This is a genomic window from Rhodococcus sp. FH8, assembly GCF_019266085.1.
GTDB lineage: Bacteria > Actinomycetota > Actinomycetes > Mycobacteriales > Mycobacteriaceae > Rhodococcus_F > Rhodococcus_F qingshengii.
Genome location: NZ_LPNQ01000057.1, coordinates 1 through 19,124, shown reverse-complemented (window position 1 = coordinate 19,124; position 19,124 = coordinate 1). Strand labels below are relative to the sequence as shown.

General features: G+C 62.9%; 12 protein-coding genes. 8 read left to right on the top strand and 4 right to left on the bottom strand.

The genetic code is table 11. The features are described from left to right. The first annotated feature begins 4 nt into the window (after positions 1-4). From ATN38_RS02730 to ATN38_RS02720, 3 genes are all read left to right on the top strand, one after another. Entirely contained in the window at positions 5-1,354 is a 1,350-nt protein-coding gene (locus ATN38_RS02730) for an aspartate aminotransferase family protein (RefSeq protein WP_054781664.1), read from the top strand. A gap of 68 nt (positions 1,355-1,422) precedes the next feature. Beyond that, on the top strand, positions 1,423-2,634 hold the full coding sequence (locus ATN38_RS02725) for a hypothetical protein (protein WP_218747554.1): 1,212 nt from the start codon (positions 1,423-1,425) through the stop codon (positions 2,632-2,634). A 136-nt stretch (positions 2,635-2,770) separates the two neighbouring features. Further along, entirely contained in the window at positions 2,771-3,541 is a 771-nt protein-coding gene (locus tag ATN38_RS02720) for a hypothetical protein (protein WP_003945109.1), read from the top strand. A 2-nt stretch (positions 3,542-3,543) separates the two neighbouring features. Here the strand turns inward: ATN38_RS02720 and ATN38_RS02715 are convergent, their stop codons facing one another. Further along, complete coding sequence (locus ATN38_RS02715; RefSeq protein ID WP_007732210.1) at positions 3,544-4,491, bottom strand: aldo/keto reductase; 948 nt, start codon at positions 4,489-4,491, stop codon at positions 3,544-3,546. Positions 4,492-4,674: 183 nt separating this feature from the next. On the opposite strand from ATN38_RS02715, the gene ATN38_RS02710 reads away from it, so the two are divergent. From ATN38_RS02710 to ATN38_RS02700, 3 genes are read left to right on the top strand one after another with little or no spacing between them, the layout of a single operon-like run. Next, positions 4,675-5,100: a hypothetical protein gene (locus ATN38_RS02710; protein ID WP_042450317.1), complete on the top strand. Its 426-nt coding sequence runs from the start codon at positions 4,675-4,677 to the stop codon at positions 5,098-5,100. After that, the gene (locus ATN38_RS02705) at positions 5,100-9,203 is read left to right on the top strand and encodes a cation-translocating P-type ATPase (RefSeq protein ID WP_218747553.1); all 4,104 of its coding nucleotides are present in this window, start codon (positions 5,100-5,102) and stop codon (positions 9,201-9,203) included. Before ATN38_RS02710 ends, ATN38_RS02705 begins: the two co-directional genes overlap by 1 nt. An 11-nt stretch (positions 9,204-9,214) precedes the next feature. Then, positions 9,215-9,496: a hypothetical protein gene (locus ATN38_RS02700; protein ID WP_030536904.1), complete on the top strand. Its 282-nt coding sequence runs from the start codon at positions 9,215-9,217 to the stop codon at positions 9,494-9,496. An 87-nt stretch (positions 9,497-9,583) separates the two neighbouring features. Here ATN38_RS02700 and ATN38_RS02695 read toward each other — a convergent pair whose 3' ends face one another. Beyond that, on the bottom strand, positions 9,584-15,067 hold the full coding sequence (locus ATN38_RS02695; protein ID WP_065455508.1) for a carboxyl transferase domain-containing protein: 5,484 nt from the start codon (positions 15,065-15,067) through the stop codon (positions 9,584-9,586). 542 nt (positions 15,068-15,609) lie between these two features. Then, positions 15,610-16,383: a hypothetical protein gene (locus tag ATN38_RS02690; protein ID WP_225320093.1), complete on the bottom strand. Its 774-nt coding sequence runs from the start codon at positions 16,381-16,383 to the stop codon at positions 15,610-15,612. Positions 16,384-16,598: 215 nt separating this feature from the next. Here ATN38_RS02690 and ATN38_RS02685 point away from each other — a divergent pair, with 215 nt between their 5' ends. Together ATN38_RS02685 and ATN38_RS02680 are read left to right on the top strand one after the other, a co-directional pair. Then, on the top strand, positions 16,599-17,330 hold the full coding sequence (locus ATN38_RS02685; RefSeq protein WP_030536901.1) for a GNAT family N-acetyltransferase: 732 nt from the start codon (positions 16,599-16,601) through the stop codon (positions 17,328-17,330). A 53-nt stretch (positions 17,331-17,383) separates the two neighbouring features. Next, positions 17,384-18,358 (top strand): sigma-70 family RNA polymerase sigma factor, encoded by a 975-nt coding sequence (locus tag ATN38_RS02680; RefSeq protein WP_003945115.1) that lies wholly within the window; start codon positions 17,384-17,386, stop codon positions 18,356-18,358. 90 nt (positions 18,359-18,448) lie between these two features. Here the strand turns inward: ATN38_RS02680 and ATN38_RS02675 are convergent, their stop codons facing one another. Further along, the gene (locus tag ATN38_RS02675; RefSeq protein ID WP_003945103.1) at positions 18,449-18,859 is read right to left on the bottom strand and encodes a VOC family protein; all 411 of its coding nucleotides are present in this window, start codon (positions 18,857-18,859) and stop codon (positions 18,449-18,451) included. Between the last annotated feature and the right edge of the window lie 265 nt (positions 18,860-19,124).

Below are 19,124 nucleotides of genomic sequence, written 5' to 3'. Positions count from 1 at the left end.
ATTGATGACGGCTCACTTTCGCGATGCGAGAACATCACGTGTCTCGCCACTCGACGCAAACGGTTACGTGCCCGAAAACGCTGCAGGACTCGACGCGCGGACACGAGATCTCATCAGGCGTAGAGCAGATGTTCTCGGCCCGGCATCGCCGTTGATGTATCGAAATCCGGTGGAAATCGTTCGAGCACAGGGACTTCGGCTCTACGATCGTGACGGTACGTCGTACCTCGACATGTACAACAATGTCGCGAGCGTGGGACACTCGCACCCCAAGGTCGTCGACGCCGTGCGTAGACAGATCGCTGAATTGAACACTCACACAAGATATCTGAACGAGGAAATTGTCCGGTACGCCGAAGATCTGGTGTCCACGTTTCCGAGTCAGCTCTCCACTGTGATGTTCACCTGTACGGGATCGGAGGCAAACGATCTTGCCCTGCGCATCGCGAGGGAAGCCACCGGGAATACCGGTGTCATCGTCACCGAAAATGCTTATCACGGAGGCACGATCAACATTGCCGCGTGCTCACCGTCGATGGGTTCCGCTGATTCGGGCGATGAACCATGGGTCCGTGTCGTGCCTTTGCCTGATCCTCGTGTCGTAGCGGACATCGACCGAGAATCCTGGTTCGCTGACCGTGTCAGAGAGTGCATCGACGGACTGAACCGCGACGGCATCGGTGTAGCCGCACTACTAGTCGACACGATATTTGCTTCCGACGGAGTATTGACCGACTCGTTCCTCACAACGGCTGTCGATCAGGTGCACCAAGCGGGTGGTCTGTTCATCGCGGACGAGGTGCAGCCGGGCTTCGGTCGGCTGGGGTCCGGTATGTGGGGGTTCGCGAGGCATGGGGTCGTCGCAGATATCGCCACCCTCGGAAAACCGATGGCCGGTGGCGTACCTCTCGCCGGGGTGGTGCTTGGTGACAATTTGGTCGAGCTGACGGCGGGCGAGCTTCGGTACTTCAACACGTTCGGTGGGAATGCCGTGTCGATTGCTGCGGCGCAGGCGGTGCTCGACGTGATTCGGGGAGAAGAGCTGATCGAGAATGCAGCAGTGATGGGGGCTCGTTTGACCGATGGGTTGCGGACGTCTGCACACCGCGACCCGCGCGTGGGTGCGATCCGTGGAGCTGGGCTGTTCGTTGGGGTAGACGTGGTCGATGCGGATTCGGGCGAGCCAGATCCGTCCGGTGCGCTCGACATTGTCAACGGATTGCGTGCACACGGTGTGTTGATCTCGGCGACAGGCAGACACGGCAATGTTCTGAAGATTCGGCCACCGCTCCCGATTTCGGCCTCGGATGTCGACGAGTTCCTCACGCGGTTCGAGATGGTGTTGGTGGCGTAACGGAGGGTCGACGCGCGTTCGGGCAGATTCTGGAACAGTGGTATCCGGCGACCACAAGGAGGCGTGAGATGACAGACGGAACTGATGACGTCTTTGTCGTGGCGTCGGTGACCGAACGGCGAACGCTCATCTCCACCCGAGTGAGGGAGTGGTGTGAGGCGGGGACAGTCGAGTCGAACCGGCCGGAGTTGTCCGATGATGTCGCGCTGCTGATCGCCGGCGGCTATGCGGACGAGTCGACGCGGTCGATCCTGGCGAACCGGCGCAGTGTCGGACGTTCGTTCCCGGAGATCGGCGGCTTCTCGGAGTTGCGGTATCTCACCGACGAGCTGGCCCGCACCAGACGTCGACTGCTCGCGACTCGCATCGGCCCTGTTCAGGTTGTCCTCGAACGACGGGTGCAGGCGCTCGAGAAGCGCGTTCAGTCGATGCGGTCGGCGATCGTGCATTCCAATCGTCACTTCGCGAGCAGTGTCCGTGCCATCCGCAAGGACCGGCGCGACGGCCTGCATCTCGACGTCGAGCAACGCGAGGCTCTCTTTGCCGGGCTCACCCGTACACCGGTTCCAGCCAAGCTGCCGGTGGGGCTCGGTGTCGTGGCCAGCAGTGGAAACGCAGCACTCGACAAACTCGCCGCCCAGTTCGGGAAGGTCCAGGGAACCGGTGTCATCGCCGATGCCGGAAGGCGCATCGCGGAAGTCCTCGACGGACTGGTCGATTCAGAACCCGAGGGACGCGCCGGTGAGTACGACGCCTTGCTTTACCTCGCCGGGAATCTGTTCGACCGGATCGAAAGCTCCAGCGCGTGGCATTCCGACCACTTCGTCATTCAACGCAACCAACTCGACCTGGCCGACGAGATCACCCAGATCGCGGTCGACACCGTCGCGCTGCGTTCGATTCTTGCGGAGTTGGACGACGCGGCTGCACTGGCACGCGACGAGGGAACCCGAGCCGGAATCGCTTCGCGCAGGGAAGCGCTCGGCGCGGTCTGGGACCAGCTGGTCGAGCGCGTGGCGGCCCTCGCGCGGATCGGTGACCTGGTCGCACGGGCCGAGGATCAGTTGAGTTCGCAGCGCGCGGTTGCGCATGCAGCGAGCCTCGACAGCCGGATCGACGACCTACTTGCGCGCTCCGGCTCACGTGAACTTTCGGCTGCAAACACGCACTACGTCGGGGATCAATTCGACGGTGTGGAAGAGCTGATGTTCGCTCACCGGGCGGCGCTTTACGGGGACATTGCACTGCTGACCTCTGGGAACGAGCGTCGGGCGCCGTAGTCAGGCCGTCGCCGGAGCTGTAAGGTCGGGGGTACTGACCGGCCACACGATCGAAGTAAAGGCCGGAATTTCGCTCAATGCTCGACCCCGATGCCGATCCGGTGATGCGGGCGTACCCGCTCGAGACAGGTCGATCATGGAAGACACCGCAAGCCGCGGCATCAATGCGTTCATTTCCGAAGCTACGCAGCGTGGGGGCAAGGCTGTCCGTCTCACGCACTCACGTCGTAATCCCGTCGAGGTGACGGGCGCTGACGGTGTCAGCCGAATCGTCCGCGTGCGTTCCAAGCTCGACGGTGACTGGCAGGCCAGGCGTCAGGACGAGTCGCTCGAGAGTGACGACACCCGCTCCGAGTTCTGGGTGTTCGTCGATCTGGCAGCAGATCCGCACGAGTTCTACATGTTGCCCTCCAACGAGGTCGCCGACGACATCCGTGCCGAGGTCGACCTGTGGATCATGGACAGCCCCGGACGTAATCGCACCGGCCATCACGCGATTCCGCGTGGGCGCGTCGTGCACGGTCACGATCGTTGGGATGCGCTGGGCTTGGCCGCGGTCAAGGATCCGAGCATTTACGTCGAGACCCCGGTTGCGACCAAGCGTAAGACGTCGCCAGTCGCCGCGAAGAAGCGTCGCGCCAGCGGTGTCGAGGAGATCGAAGTCGTCGACAATCGCCTCGAGATGACAGCCGATTGCCACGGATATCGCTGGGTCGGGCGCTTCGACGAAACCACCGAGGTCGTCGAGATCATGCGCGGACCGATGGAAGGCCGCCGATTCCCTGATCCGACCGCGGCCGCAAATGCCGTCACCGGTCACATCTCAGGCGACACCGAGAGCCATGACGGTTGGTCGTTCTGGACGATCAACAACACGGCCCTCGGCGCTCATCTCAAAACTGCCTGATCTCAGGCTCCGACTGCCGCCGACACCCGTTCGAGAGTGTCCAGTTCGTTCGACGAGAGCACCAGATTCGGGGCGTCCAGTAGCGCCGGGAGCTGCTCGGGCCGGCTGACGCTCGCGATCGGTGCGGTGATGCCCGGTCGAGTCAGCAGCCAGGCCAGCGCGACGGTCGAGATCTCGCTGTCGTGTGCCTGCGCGATTGTCGCCAGTTCCGCGACGACGTCGAGTCCGGCGTCGCTGAAGTATCCGGCGGTCAGTCGTTCGCGGGAGCTGCCTTCGATATCCGCGCGGGTCTTGTATTTTCCGGTCAGGAAGCCGGAAGCGAGAGCGAAGTACGGGAAGACGCTGATGTTGTTGTCGGTGGCGATCTGGGCAAGTTCGGGTTCGTACGACTTGCGGTGAACCAGGTTGTAGTGCGGTTGCAGGGCGATCGGCGCGGCGTAACCGTTCTCTTCGGTGATTCGCAGCCACTCCCGGACGCGATCGGGGCTGTAGTTGGAGATTCCGAGATAGCGAACCTTGCCCGCGACGACCAACGCATTGAAGGCTTCGAGAGTTTCCTCGAGCGGAGTCTGCGGGTCGTCGAAATGCGCGTAGTACAGATCGATGCAGTCCGTCTGCAGGCGCTGCAGCGACGCCTCAGCTGCGGCCGCGATGTTGTCGGCCTTCAGGCCCTTGAAATCGGGATGGCTACCCACCTTGGTGGCGACGACGATGTCGTTCTGCAGTCCCCGATCGGTGATCCATTTCCCGATGATCGTTTCGGATTCCCCACCGGAATTGCCGGGAGCCGACGCCGTGTACGAGTCGGAGGTGTCGATGAAATTTGCACCGGCCTCGGCGAACGAGTCGAGGATCTCGAAGGACGTCTTCTCGTCCGCGGTCCATCCGAAAGGGTTGCCGCCCAAGCTGAGTCGGAAGATGTCGAGATCCGAATTTCCGATGATCGCCACTGTGTGGAACTCCCGTCGATGAAGGTGGTCGCTGCATCCCGCACCGTACCCTCTCACGGCGCTGGCGATGGCGCGCCCTCGCCAGGTTCGCCGAAAAATGTATCGGATCGTGATTGCCGCCGTCGGTGTTGGGTATGGCCTCAAATACTGAATTCTTCGATGGACTGCTGATAGGAGCGTCCGATGATGATTGTGGACGAAGCCACCCGCGTCGTTCGTGGTGTGGCAGACGCAACGACGACGGTGGCCGGAGCCGTCGGCGGTGGAGTGATCGGTGGAGTGACGGGCGGGATACGCGGAACGGCGGAGGGCGTCCGAGACGGAATTCGTGCGGGTAGTTCCTCGACGCCGACGGCGGTTCTCACGATGGCGGCCGTGGGTGCGGCGGGATTGGTGGAATGGCCGGTGCTCTTGGCAGTCGGCGGCACGGCCCTGGTACTCCACGAATGGGATCGCAAGAGCGGTCGGCCGGATCGCCAGGTCAAGGCGGTTGGCCGCACGAGCAAGCCGGAACAGGTAAAGAAGGAATCGAGCGGAAACTCCCACAAGGCGGCCGGCCGGTCACAGGATCGAACTCACAGTTCTTCGCACACTCGATCCACTCACTGATGTTCTCAGCGATGGCCCGGCGTGCGGTGTCGGTGGCAACTTTGCCGCCGCGCCTGGCGTTGTCGGGACTCGCGTTGGTGGGCGGTTCGACGATTCCGCGAACCGCTGTCAGTGACGTGGCGTTGCGGACCGGCACCCTCGCGTTGGCGGGTGTGGGGATGATTCCTGCAGCAGCGGGATCGATATTCGGTGCCCCGCGAATCCCAGGTTCCGCCTATGTCTCGGCGGCGGTGTCGGCGATCAATTATCAACCCCGGGTGCGTCGGCGAATCGAACAGCGCCTTGGCCGTTCGCTCACCGACTTCGCATTGGAGTCGGCGACGTCGTTCGCGGATGTTCTGACCTATGCGCCTGCGTCATTGGGCGTGGATTTCTGGCTGCGGACGATGCTGCTGCGCGAAACTCTGGCGGCGCGAAACTCTCGGCGGGTGTGGTCATTCGAACCTGGCGGTCGCGGTTCTTCCACGAGGCCTGAACCGAGTGGTCCGGGGGAGCGTTACGCAGACAGGATCGCAGGGGTTCAGTTGGTGGCCGGGGCTGCACTGGCTACCGTCTCTGCCGGCGGCGACACCGTCGCGACGAGTATCAAGGTTTCGGCGCCGCGGCCGCTTCGGATGTCGCGCGAATCATTCGCTGCTGGTGTGTCATACGGTCTGTGGCGGACGCACCACACCGCCGTTTCGGACTCTGCGGCTCTACGCATGCTCGATCGTATTGACACCGTCCTCGTCGATCCGAGTGTCCTCTTCGACGACTCGCTCCGGGTTTCCGACATACGAGAGGTGGCCGAGTCGGATCGCGTCGCAGTGTGGGAACAAGCCAGGAAAGCTCTGAACGACGGAACTGTGGGAGTGGGAAGGCACCGCATCGGCGGCGCCGAAGTGGTCGTGCGACCCGTGCGAAAAGGTCTGGCGGAAACACTGATAGGCGAAATACGTGCGGCCGGGGTCGCAGCCGTCACGATCGACGACGACGGGCTCGGATCACTGCGAAGTGGATTCGACGAGCTCTATCCGGCGCAATCGACTGCCGAAGCCGGCCTGCGCGAAGCTCTCTCGGCGTTGGTGGCCGAGGGTCGGACAGTTGCGATCGTGTCGAGTAGGGCGATATCGGGACAGGCAGTGCTACGCATCGGGATTTCACCACCGAGTGGCGAGCACGTGAGTGCCGACATCCACACCGACTTGGCCGGGGCGTGGCGGGTTGTCCATGCGCTCCCGGCTGCTCGAACAGCGACGAGGCGCGGTGTCGAACTCTCCTCAGGTTCTTCGGCATTGGGTGCCTTGATCATGCTTCCGGGAGTTCGAGGGGCTGGGCCGGGGCCGATCACAGCTGGTTCGGCCGCGGGACTGTGGACCGGATACACCTTGTCCCGATCTGTGATTAAAGCGCCCGTCCCTGTCGGTACTCCGAGCGATACCTGGCATGAGATGGACGGTGATGCTGTCGTTCGCGAACTATCCGAATCCATCCGACATACACCGCACCGTGCGGAAGCTCGTGTGCGAGCGCCCGCACGGTTCAGGTTGATCCGTGACGGATTGTCGGCGTTGCGAACAGAATTGGCGGATCCACTGACGCCTGTGTTGGCGACCGGCTCCGCTGCCAGTGCAGTCCTCGGTTCACCGGTAGACGCCGTCCTGGTCGGCTCGGTCTTGGTCGGCAATGCCGCGATGTCCGCTGTTCAACGGCTTCATTCGGAGCGGGCGGTGCAGCGGCTCTTGCGGACTCAGGAACCGGTAGCTCGGCGAGTAACCAACGACGGCACGGTCGAGACAGCGGCCGACGCGCTCGAACTCGGTGACGTCGTGGCAATCGAGTCCGGGGACATCGTGCCCGCAGATTGTCGCCTGTTGAGCGTCGAATCGCTGGAAGTCGACGAGTCGTCGTTGACGGGAGAGTCCCTGCCCGTCGACAAGCAGACCGACCCGACCCCTGGGATGCCACTGGCCGAGCGAAGGTGCATGGCCTACGCAGGGACAACAGTGCTTGCCGGATCCGGTCGTGGCGTGGTCACGGCCATCGGAGCCCGAACGGTGACCAGGCGTGCCGATGTCGGTGTGTCCCGATCCGGACCTGCTGTGGGCCTGACCAACAGACTTCGCGAACTCACGAGGGCGACCCTGCCGGCCAGTATCGGCGGTGGGGCGTTGGTGACAGTCGCGGGTCTGCTTCGTGGTACCGGTCTGCGCCGCGCCGTCACCGGAGGTGTGGCCGTGGCTGTGGCTGCCGTGCCGGAGGGGCTGCCTCTGGTTGCCACTCTGGCTCAGCAGGCCGCAGCGCGAAGGCTCACTGCAGCAGGAGTGTTGGTTCGTGCGCCACGATCGATAGAAGCGCTCGGTCGTGTCGACGTGGTCTGCTTCGACAAGACCGGAACCCTCAGCGAGAACAAGCTACGGGTGGCCGCGGTCGAACGCGTCGACGGCTGGGACGAAAGCGAGATTCTGGAAGTTGCGGCGCGCAGTGCCCTGGGAAGTCGCGACGATCGCGTGTTTCATTCGACGGATGCCGCCGTCGTCGATGCAGCCCAGCAAGCTCTGGACGATGCTTCGGTTTTCGGTGACGTCGAGGCGAACAACCTCGTTCCGTTCAGGTCGGGGCGGCCGTACTCGGCAGCTTTGTTCGGCAGGCGGATCGCACTCAAAGGTTCGCCGGAATTCGTGACCGAAGCAGGACGAGATCCGAATGCTGTGTCGGCGAAGCACGTTCAAAGCATGGCCGGACGCGGACTGCGGGTGGTTGCCGTCGCCCAGCGCGAGTTGTCGGAACACGACGCGCGACGCGCAGGCGAAGACTCGCAATTTCTCGAACAGTGTTGCTCCGAGGGGCTGGAAGCGGTCGGCCTTCTCGGACTCTCGGACACGCTGAGACCCGAAGCAACGCAACTTGTTCGAGAACTTCGAGGCGACGGACGGCAAGTGCGCGTGCTGACCGGGGATCATCCGACAACAGCGGCCGCGGTCGCCACCGAACTGGGGTTGGACGTCGCACGCGAGGATGTTGTCACCGGTCCTGACTGGGAGAACTTCTCTCGCGCCGAAAGACGGGATGCGGTCCGCGGCAGCAGCGTCTTTGCGCGCGTGACACCCGAGCAGAAGGTCGAGATCGTGCAAGCGTTGGAGACCGACGGGCGGGTGTGCGCCATGGTCGGTGACGGCGCGAACGATGCTGCGGCGATCCGAGTTTCCAGCGTGGGAATCGGGGTGGCGTCGACCGACAGTGATCCGGCGCGCGGCGCCGCAGACATCGTGCTCCTCGACGGCCGTGTCGGCGGACTGACCGACGCATTGGACGAGGGCAGTCAATTGTGGCGGCGGGTCAGATCAGCGGTAGGGGTTTTGCTCGGAGGCAACGCGGGTGAAGTCGCATTCGCGCTGATCGGTTCTGCGTTGTCTGGCGAATCACCGCTCAACGCAAGGCAGTTGCTACTGGTCAATCTGATGACGGACGCCTTGCCCGCTGCCGCGCTTGCGGTGAGCACCCCGTCCGAGAACGGATCCGAGAAGTCCGAACAGATGGACGCTCATGCCTTGTGGCAGACGATCGCTGTCCGCGGCGGTGCCACGGCAATCGGTGCGCTGGCAGCGTGGCTTCTGGCCCGGGCGAGCGGTAGGAGGCGGCGAGCGTCGACGGTGGCGTTGGTTGCCCTGGTGGGCACCCAACTGGGGCAGACGCTGCTCGAATCACGCAGTCCGCTGGTGGTCGCAACCGTTGCCGGATCCGCTGCGGCGCTGGCGACGCTCGTCAGCACACCCGTGGTGAGCCAATTTCTCGGTTGCACGCCGCTCGGTCCCATCGCCTGGGGCCAAGCGGTGGGCTGCGCGTCGGCGGCGACGCTGCTCGCCGCGCTGGCTCCGCGGGTGTTGGAGCGGATTGCCGCAACTGAGGAGAACGCGAACGGTCAGTCGACGATTCGCAAGATCCCGACGCGAACGAGCACTGCGTACACCTCCCGAACCGGGGGAGTCAGCGCTCGCGACAGCGTGGAAATCAGCGACGTGGAAATCAAAGAAGCGGAAACCGGTGAATCAGACACGCTTGTGAGCGTCGCTGCTGGAAGTGACACGTCGCCGAACTCCCGGGCGACCCGAGATGAATCCTGAGGAATCGTGACATGTCCCAGAACACCGTCGACCACACGAACCCCGTCGATCACCGCGCGGTAGTCGAATCCGTCCGTTCGGCACGGAGCTTCGAGTTGGAGCTACCGATCGTCGGTGCCATCCCTGTTCCGAGACCCGAGCAGATCGCCTACTTTGCGGTGATGGGACTGATGGTCGCCTTCGAGATCATCGAGTGGCCCGTGGCAGTCACCATTGCAGCGGGGCATCTGCTCGCAACAGAGCAGCACAATCACGTCCTCGAAGAGATCGGAGAGGCGCTCGAGGGGGTCTGACGCAGGCGCTGCCTGGACACAAATCGAGGCCTGGACACAAATCGAGCGGCCCCGCATTTCGCGGGACCGCTCGACGTGCGGAGAAACTTACTGCGCGAGTGCGCGCTTCATGCCGCGTTCGACTGCTGCGATGATCTGCGGACGCAGTTCTGCGGCAGGGACGATCTCATCCACCGAGCCGACCTCTCGGGCCCGCTGGATGTTGTGGATCGCTTCGAATTCGGATGCCACTTCGCCGAGCTTGTCGGAGCGGACGGCGATGCGCTGAGCGTTCAGTTCTACGCGCAGATGTGCTTTCTCCGTGTCATCCTTGGCTGCTGCCAAGTCTGCCTCCAGTTGCTGCACCTTCGGGTCGTTGTTGGTGCGGGTGTTCACCTCACGGGTGAAGACCACTGCGGCGGCGGGGGCGCCGCCGAGTACCGACGCGAACGAGCCTTCGACAGCAAGAACTTCCATGTTGTCGTTGAGCGCACCGGAGAACACGACGAACGCGCCGCCGTGGTAGCGGGAGACGACGCAGAACACGATCGGTCCGTCGAAGTTGACGATGGCGCGGCCGATCTCGGCGCCGTACTCGAGCTGGATGTTGCGCAGCGACTCCGGGGAACCGTCGAAGCCGGACAGGTTGGCCAGCACCACGATCGGACGGTTGCCGCTCGCAGCATTGATCGCGCGGGCAGTCTTCTTCGACGAGTTCGGGAACAGCGTTCCCGACGTCCAGGTGTCGGGACCGTCGGCGGGGAAGTGCCCCTTACGTGGGATCGCGCGGGATTCGATGCCCACCACTGTGACCGGATGTCCGGCGAGGTGCGCGTCCAGAACGACCGAGGTGTCGGCGCCGGCCATGTCGGCCCAACGCTCGAGAACAGAGTGGTCCTGGTCGACCACCGAACGCATTACGGTGCGAATGTCGAAGGGCTTCTTGCGATCCGGGTTCTTCGCCGAGGAGAAGATGTCGCCGACCGTCTCGAAGTCGCTCGACGGGTGGGTGTGCGGGAAGCTACGCACGTCGCGATCGACAGGGTCCGTCGTCGCTGCGCGGCGCGGGAACCGTTCGCCGGGAGCGAGGTACGAGTGTGCGTAGTGACGGAACAGGATCTCGCACGCCGCAGTGAGGTCGGGGGCCCAATACTGTGCCTGGCCGTTGGGGCCCATGACGCGGTCGTAACCACCGATACCGAAGTTGTCCTCGGCCGACACACCACCGGAGTAGTCGAGAGACTGCTTGCCGGTCAGCACCATCGCGCTGTCCGGGGTCATCACCAGAATGCCCTTGGTGTGCATCAACATGGTGGCTTCGGCGTTCCAGTAGGGCTGAGCGCCGACGTTGATGCCCGTGACGACGATGTTGATCTCGCCGCCGTTCTGGGTGAAGGTGATGATTCGGCGCAGGCCGCGGGAGACCCAGTCCATGTTCTCGGTGCCGCTCTCCATCGAGATGGTGGCACCGGAGGACAGTGCGAACCACTCGACCGGAGCGTTCAACTTCTCGGCCAGGTCGATGGCAGCGACGACGCGTGAGCATTCGGCCTCGGCGACGGTACCGAGCGCCTTGGTGGGGTCACCGAATAGCGCGACACGGGTCATTCCCTCGGGATAGCGCGGCGTCGGCGTGTTCACGAGGCCGACGACGATGCCGGCCTTGTTGAGCCCGTACGGACGCTCGACAGGTGAGAGGACGCCCGCTTCGTCGAAGTCGTGCTCGACGAAGGTGCCCTTGGTGCCGGTCAGGAGCGGAATCAGCTCGTACGGGTACACCGTGCCGCGTGCCCGCGAACTCTGGACCTTCTGGGCGTACGCGTCGAGGGGGAGCAGCGGTTCGGTGGGAGGTGTGGTCTTGTTGATGACCACACCGGCACCCGCGCGGTAGGAGAATCGCAGCGCAACTTCCTTGGGCGCGCCGCCCTTTCGGTCCTTCAGCCGAGTGATGAGCGTGATCTCTTCGAGCCCGGCGCCGACGGTCAGTCGGGCTGCGTTCTGAGCGATCACCGAGAACCGCTCGCTGGGAACGTCGGCGACCGGCCACACGTAGAGCACGACGCGGTTGGCTGCGAGTCGACGCTTGTCGCCGCGCTGGGACTGCGCACGGCGGATACCGTCGAGGCAGGCAGCGAGCGTGCGCTCGATGGCCGGGAGTGCAACCATCTGACCTTCGTCGTCGAGTTGCGGTGTCACGTCGCGGATTTCGGCCAGAGCGATCAGGCGCTCGTCCTTCGGATTCTCCTTGGCGGAGAGGTGGAACAGGTAGGTGTTCTCCGGAGCCGGGAGGCGCTTTCCGTTGAAGTTCTTCAGGCGCCACATGTCCAGACGCTGACCCGTGAGCGGATGCATGTCGCGGATGATGTGGTCCTCGACCAGTTCGCCGTCGACGGGGCGGAAGGTGACCCACCGGACCGGATCCCCGTTCGGGTTGCAGATGATCACCGTCGCGCGGCGAGACCGTGTGATCGTCTCGTTGCGCGAGAGTTCGGTGCGCAGCGTCTCGACGAGCACGTCGCCGTCGGCGGGCTGATCAGGCCAGTCGAGGTAGATGTCGACTACCAGCCCGCGACCGGATGGAGCATCCTGCGCGATCGTGGCGACATCGTCGAGAGCCGTACCGAGAGCGTCGAATTCGGCCACCGTCGAGACCAGATGCAGCCCGTCGCCCTTGAGGTCGAAGTTACCGGTTACGAAACGGCGGTCGACGTGCTCGAAAACGCGGACGTCTTCGAACGAGTGAATCTTGTAGTAGCGACGCGTGATGACCTCGAGCAGAGGGCCGCCATCGCGGTTGCCGAGGCCGATCTTTCGACCCAACAGGTCCAGGAGCGGTTCGGGAGTGGCGACGAGATTGGCGATTCGCTCGTCGAAATCTGCAGCGTCCGGCTGCTCCTCGAGGTAGGCGAGGTTGCCGCGTACTCCGTCGTAGACGTCTTCGCGAACCTTGCGGATGCGCGGCTCGTCGAAGAACCGGAAGCGAAGGTTGCGGGCGACGTCGCCGATGACGGGGTAGCGGACCTGCGTCGCGACGATGAGTCGATCGAGAACCTCGTTGAGCTCCTGCGCCGAGCAACCGGGAGCCTTGTCGCCGACGAGCCAGCCTTCGAGAAGTGCTGCAATGACCGGGATCTGGGCTTCCATGCGCTGCAGAGCCAGGAAGAGTCGGTACACCGCTTCCTCGACGGCCTGGCGATCTTCCAGATCGGTGACGTCGTAGTGGCGAAGTGCCCGTTCGAGTCTCGTGCGGAACGACGCCGGCAAACCTTCGCGCTCGGAGTCGAGTGAGTGCAGGAAGGTGTGGAAGTGCTCGCGGGGGCTGTGGACGGACTCGTCCTTCGCGGACTCGCCCGAGGTGGGCTTGTTGCGCGAGAGTTCGCAGATGTCGGCGAAGGTGGTCAGCACAGCCAGTTCTGCCTGGACCAGTTCGCGGTCCTCGGATTCGAGTGCGCTGCGAAGTGCGTCGTATTCGGCCAGAACAGCGTTTGCGTGCTTGCCGCTGACGTCGTAGCCACTGATCATCGCGGTCAGTGCTTCCAGCTGTGCCAATGCATCTGCGCGGGTATCGGACCCGGAAGTTGCTGCGGGAAGATCGAATTGGACTCGCGGAGCCTTCTCCGTGACAGCTTCCTCACTGACCTGGTCGACGCGCAGGAGCGGTGCGCCGGCATCGACCTGGGAGTTGACGGTAGCGAGAACCTCACGCACTTTGCCCGCGTACGGAGCGCGAACCGCGGTCTCCATCTTCATGGATTCGAGCACGACCAGAGTGGATCCGGCTTCGACGTCGTCGCCGACCGCGACCGGTACTGCTACCACTACGGCGGGAGCCGGCGCGCGGACTACGCCGGCGTCGTCCTGGCTGATCTGGTGGCTGATGCCGTCGACCTCGACGAGATAGCGAGCCGGGCTCACGACGGAAACGACGTGGAAGCGGCGATCACCGATCACCAGCCGTGACTCGAAGTCACCGAGACGATCGACGTCGACCTCGATGTCTCCGGCGTCTCCGTCGACGCGGTAGCGGTGCGGGCCGATACGCCCGACGGTCAGTTTGTATGCCTGACCTTGGTAGTTGAGCTCGACGGTACGGCCGATCGCGTGATTGGCGCGTGGGCGGCCGCCACGTGCCGAGGCGAGGAAGGCCGCACGCTCGAGGGACTCCTCGGCGTCGTAAGCATCGATGGCGGTGGCGATCAGCGCGACGTCCGCGCGGCGAGTGGTGCCGGTGAGGGCGCCCGTGCGGTCGAGCCAGCCGGTATCCGCGGATGCCGAGATGACCTCGTCGCGATCGAGTAGATCGAGGAGGAACGACTTGGTGGTAGTGCCGCCGTCGAGTACGACAGTGGTTTCACGAAGGGCAGTGCGCAGACGCGCAAGTGCCTCGGAGCGGTTGCGGCCCCACGCGATGACCTTCGCGACCATCGAGTCGTAGTCGGGCGGAATGACGTCCCCGGCAGCGATGCCGGTGTCGACCCGGATGCCGGAGCCGAGCGGGAACTTGAGGAGCTGAACGGTGCCGGGTGCCGGCGCGAAATCGTTGTCGGCGTCTTCGGCGTTGAGGCGGGCTTCGACGGCGTGGCCGAATGCGGGCGGGCAGTCACCGACCAATTCGTCACCACTGGCGACCAGGATCTGCAGTTTGACGAGGTCGATTCCGGTGGTGACCTCGGTGATCGGGTGCTCGACCTGCAGGCGGGTGTTGACCTCGAGGAACGTGAAGAGCTTGTTCTCGGGCTGGTAGAGGTATTCGACCGTGCCTGCGCCCTGGTATCCGGCTGCCTTGACCAGTTCGGCGGACACCTTCTTGAGGTGGTCCGACTGTTCTTCGGTCAGGACGGGGGAGGCGGATTCTTCGATGACCTTCTGGTTGCGACGCTGAATCGAGCAGTCGCGAACGCCCGGAGCCCAGACATTGCCGTGGTTGTCGGCGATGACCTGTACCTCGACGTGGCGTGCATCGGTGACAAGGCGTTCGAGGAAGACGACGGGGTCGCCGAAGGACCGCTCTGCTTCGCCCTGCGTGCGCTCGAGTGCAACTTCGAGTTCGTCTTCGGCCCAGACCTTGCGGATACCGCGTCCGCCGCCGCCGCTTCGGGCCTTGATGATCAGGGGATATCCGATGGACTGAGCATGACGACGAGCGTCGGCGCGCGTTTCGACCGGTCCGCCGCTCCACGGGGCGACCGGTACGCCGACCTTCTCGGCCAGGATCTTGGCGGCAACCTTGTCGCCGAGCAGGCGCATCGCGTCGGCGCTCGGGCCGATGAACGTGATGCCCAGTTTCGCGACGATCTCCGCGAAGGCGGGATCCTCGGCCACGAAGCCCCAGCCGACCCAGACTGCGTCGGCCTTGGCTGCGAGCAGTGCTCGCTCGAGTTCGGCGTAGTCGAGGTACGGGCTACCGGTGCCGGTGCTGCGCAGGGTCACGCCCTCATCGGCCTGGCGGACGAACATGGCGCGGCGCTCGGCCTCGGTGTGCAGCGCAATGACGCGAATGCCGTAGTCGTGTTCGGCGTTCAGTTCGCGTACAGCCCTGATCAGCCGGACCGCGGCCTCACCTCGATTGACCACTGCGATTCGTTTGAACATTGTCACTGCCACCGTCCTTGATGAGATTCTTCGTCACGTACGTTGCGATATGAGCCGACCGTGTCCCACGTACCCGGATTCCCCGGTTCGTGAACTACGCCGCGATGCGCTGTGTTTCCCCCGGTTGCGCGTCGGCAAGTGATTGCCCTTCCGGTTCGTCGAGTCCCCTGCGCTGAAGCACTGTGTGCACCGAAGCGCTGTGTGCGCTGAGGCACTGTGTGCCTTGTGCGCCACCCTGCAGGCGTGGACTCAGAACCGCTCCAATCACGAATCAGCAACATATTGTGTCTGCTTCCAGGGAATCCCTGGTTTATCTAAGAATGCAGTATGTCGACGCTCATGTCACCTGGGCGAATTGAAGAATATTAGTCAACGTGAACCACGGTTACACATATGGCGTTAAATCATTGCGGTGCAATCGAATTCGGACTTGTGACACGGATCACGATGGTAATGAAATCGGCAAGAAAGTGAATACTCACTGGTAACAAAATCGCATATTCGGAGAATTCTCTGTGTTGCTCGATTATTACTGATCGGTACTACTGGCGAGTATTTTTTATGTCCGGTCGGACCGTATTCGAGAAATCGCCTTCGATGGTTGCGATGTGCTTTGCGATCGCGTCGAGTCCTGAGGGAGGGAGGTGCAATCCGTTGCCGAGAGCAAGTGAAGTCCGCTTGAAGTGCTCCACGAGTGGTTCGTATTTCGTGACCAGTCTCAGCCTGTCGGTCTCGCTCAGGTACTTCACGCTTCCCGCGTTGTCGACGAAGTCACTGAACTTCACGAGGAACACTGCGGGATCCGCTATCGCGCGGATGACGTGATCCTGATATCCGGCGGTGGTGTTGTCGCATGGGTAGTCGATTGGATTGGTCACTGCCTCAACAAGTTCGGAGATTCTGTGGCCGAAGCGCGACGCGATGAGTGTTGACGCACGTTCCTGCGCTTCGGATGCGGACATGTCGTCTGCAGTCTGGCCACCGAGGAGCGCGATGACGGCGTGTGGTCGGTCCTCGACCGTGTCGTGAAGCGCGGTTGCGCTCAGGATCTCGACATCGGAGCACCCGTACCGAAGCAGCCGCAATACATTTCGTAGGGGATGAACGATGTAGGGATCCTCGTCGGACTTGATCCCGTTCTTTCTGAACTGATCGAGGTGCGCAAGGGTAGCGACCTCCATGGCGAGCCGTAGGGTTTCACCCGAGATCGCCAGCTCGTCGACGGCGCTCTCGATGGCGAAGACCAGCGTTGCAGCGTCCATCTCCTTCAGGGGCAACTGGTCGAATGCGGACCTGATCGGGTCGGAGTTGCTCATGCCAAATAGCCTTCCGGTTGGTGAGGCGTCGCGACGAATGTCCTGGTGCAGATCTGCAATCGAGCCCTGATTGACGCCGGAAATACAGGTCGAGGTCAGAATCATCTTGATTCTATCCGGCGACTACGACAGCAAGTGTTCCTAGCGTTGTCATCGAGGTGGGCGGGGAGGTTCGTTCGCCTCCATCACAGGCAAATAGGGCAGGAAGAGGTTCGATGACCACGGAGGCGACCCTGGCGTCGTTTGTCGAGACAGTTGACACGGATGTCGACACCCATCCGCTGGACGATCCTGTGCGACAAGGACTTCGCGGACATCATGCGCAATTCGCTCGCTGGGCAGGGAGAGTTGCGCGATACGACCCGACGGTCGCGCCGTTTGTCGGTCATCCGCCCGAGTTGGACGCCGAGGACTGGGAGAACCTACTCACACTCGTAGGTCCTGGCGGCACAGTAGGTTTACGAGGATTTGATCATCGCCCGCCGGAAGGGTGGCGTGTTGTGGATCAGTTCGGCTCGGTGCAGATGGACGGATCCGCACTTGAAGTCTCCGTTGATCCGTCGGTCGAACTTCTCGGAACGGGCGACGTTCCCGAAATTCTGGCATTGATCGAGCGCACCAAGCCAGGACCGTTTCTTCCTCGTACCGTCGAGATGGGCAGTTACTACGGCATTCGCGTCGACGGAAGACTTGTTGCCATGGCGGGGGAGCGGTTGCACCCTCCGGGATGGACGGAAATCAGTGCGGTGTGCACTGACAGCGACTTTCGGGGTCGAGGCCTGGGTACGACGCTGATCCGTGCCGTCGCTGCCGGGATTCGCGATCGCGGCGAGCTGCCATTTCTCCATGCAGTGCAATCGAATACGAATGCGATCAGACTCTACGAATCACTGGGGTTCGTTCTCCGGAAGAGATCCAGGTTGACTGCGGTGCAGGCGCCTGCCTGATCGAATTCTCGCCGACGCCTGTGTTTCGGGCGCTCGGCCACTAGTCTGAACAAATGACAGTCGATCAGGCGTTGGACAGTGATTTCCTCACTCTTGCCGATCCGTACCGCCGCGAGTTGCTGGCGCACTGCTATCGCATGATGGGGTCGATTCACGACGCCGAAGACCAGGTCCAGGAGACGTTCATCCGGGCTTGGCGCGGGTTCGACGGTTACAAGGGCCAGTCATCTCTCAGGACCTGGCTCTACCGCATCGCGACGAATACCTGCCTGACCGCGCTGGAGGGGAGATCGAGGCGTCCCCTCCCGACCGGCCTCGGCGCACCTAGTTCGGACCCGGCCGACGATTTGATCGAGCGCAACGAGATTGCCTGGTTGGAACCGATCGCCGATTCTGCGTTGGGCGACGTCAATGATCCGGCCGTCATGGTCGTCAATCGCGATTCGGTCAGGCTCGCGCTTGTTGCCGCTTTGCAGCACTTGTCCGCGCGCCAACGTGCGGTTCTGGTTCTACGTGACGTTCTCCAGTGGAAGGCGTCGGAAGTTGCGGAGGCGCTGGACACCACAACCACTGCGGTAAACAGCCTGCTGCAGCGGGCTCGCGCGCAGATCAATCACATCGGACCCACCGAGGACGATCTCGTGGAACCGACTACCGAGGCTGCCCGGAAGTTGCTTCGCGACTACGTGCACAGCTTCGAGAGCTACGACGTCGAGGCCATCGTCGAACTGTTCACGCGCGAAGCCATCTGGGAGATGCCTCCGTTCGAGGGTTGGTACCAGGGCCCCGAGGCAATCGGGCAACTCATCGGAACCAAATGCCCGGCCGACGGACCAGGAGCGATGCGCCTACTTCCGACCGCTGCGAACGGACAGCCGGCGTTCGGCCTCTACATGCGCGAGCCCGATGGTGTTCACCGCGCTTTCCAGTTGCACGTTCTCGATGTCACCGAGTCCGGGATCTCGCACGTGACGTGTTTCTTCGATCTGAGTCTGTTCGCACGGTTCGGATTGCCTGCCGAGCTGTAGGGGCCCTGCCGAGTTGTAGGGGCAAGGAGTTGCGCGAGCCCTCCGGTATGGAGGACCCGCGCGACTGCTCGTTACTGCTGTTGCTGTGCGTTACTGCTGGGGAACAGTCGCAGCCGGGTCCATCCACATGACCTCCCAGACGTGATTGTCGAGGTCGCGGAATGCGCGTCCGTACATGAAGCCGTGATCCTGGGGCTCCATCCACTTGCTGCCGCCGGCAGCAATCGCCGCGTCGACGAAGGTGTCGACTTCCTCCCTGCTGTCGGCCGACACACACATCAGTGCTTCACGAGCTTTCGACGTGTCGCAGATGTCGTCGGCGATGAAGTCCCCGAAACGCGGTTCGTTCAGGAACATGACGGTGGCGGAATCGCTGACGATCATCGAGACAGTGTTCTCGTCACTGAACATGTCGTTGAACTCGAAGCCGAGGCCACTGAAGAATGCACGGGTGGCGGCGACGTCCTTGACCGGCATGTTGACGAAGAGAAGACGAGACATTGGGTGCTCCTTGAACTCGGTTGATTGATTACTGAACGATTCGGTTCCTGTTGGTTCCTGCTCATACAGACCGCAGTGGGCGCAGAAAGTCATCGCGAGAAGCAAAAATTCGAGAAAAGTATCGCCTGTTAACTGACTGCAGTGCTCTGACCTGGCGATTTGGTGTTGTGTTGATCTTCGCGTAACTTTGTCCAGGTCAGAGCGACACGGACACCGACTCCCACCTGCGAGGGTGAGTGACACGAGGTTGTACGAAGTGCCTGGC